The 1059-nt window shown below is 41.5% G+C and carries 1 pseudogene; it reads left to right on the top strand.

The features are described from left to right. Positions 1–1059: pseudogene (gene ltrA / locus ACTIE0_RS24645) on the top strand (group II intron reverse transcriptase/maturase); the annotation flags it as partial.

The raw sequence follows: 1059 nt of genomic DNA, 5'->3' as shown, positions 1-1059 counted from the left end.
CGGTCAGCCATGCTTCCCAACAGTCAGCTTAATAAACCCGCCCTCCAAGATAATCAAGGCAAGAAAACGGCTGGAGTTGATGGAGTAAGAGCAATCTCTCCAAAACAAAGGTTTGAACTCGTCGAGAACATTAAGGGAAACATCAAAGCAAAAGCACTTAGGAGAGTATGGATTCCAAAACCTGGAAGGGATGAAAAACGCCCACTAGGTATTCCTACAATCCAAGATAGAGCAAGGCAAGCTTTGGTCAAGTCGGCACTTGAACCCGAATGGGAGTCAAGATTTGAAGGCACTAGCTACGGGTTCCGTCCTGGACGATCCGCCCATGATGCAATAGCACGAATTTACTCAAGTATCAACAAGGGTAAATACTTCGTGTTAGACGCAGACATAGCGAAATGTTTTGACCGAATAAACCATGATTACCTAATGTCCAAAATTCATTGTTCAAGCAGCCTAAAACGAGATATTAAACAATGGCTCAAAGCAGGCGTTTTGGATAACGGTGTATTTGAGGATACAGAAGCAGGGACACCCCAAGGAGGGGTAATAAGCCCACTCCTAGACAACATCGCACTGTTGGGAATGGTTAGGCTAATTGAAACAATGTATCCTAAGAAAGAAGGTAAGGCTGTCAAAGCCTGCCTAATAAGATATGCCGATGATTTCATAGTAATATCACCATCACTAGAAATCATTGAACAGTGCAAAACTGCAATTTCCGAATAGCTAAAACCTGTAGGATTAGAGATTAAACCTGGAAAGACTCGAATCTGTCATACACTCAATTCCATTGAGTATAATGGCAAAACTGAAGAACCAGGGTTGGATTTTCTCGGATTCAATATCAGGCAATACCCAGCAGGAAAATATAAATCTGGAAAAATAGGTGGGACAACAAACCGATTAATCGGTCATAAAACTCACATCAAACCCAGTAACAAAGCAGTCAAAGCCCACACAGAAATGATAAAAGGTGTAATTAAACAACATAAAACAGCACCTCAATCAGCCCTGATTAGTAAACTAAACCCGATTATTCGTGGATGGTCAAATTAC

This window comes from Limnospira sp. (assembly GCF_051859755.1).
Taxonomy (GTDB): Bacteria; Cyanobacteriota; Cyanobacteriia; order Cyanobacteriales; family Microcoleaceae; genus Limnospira; species Limnospira fusiformis.
Note: the sequence above shows the minus strand (reverse complement) of the source record. Positions and strands in the feature narration are given on the sequence as shown.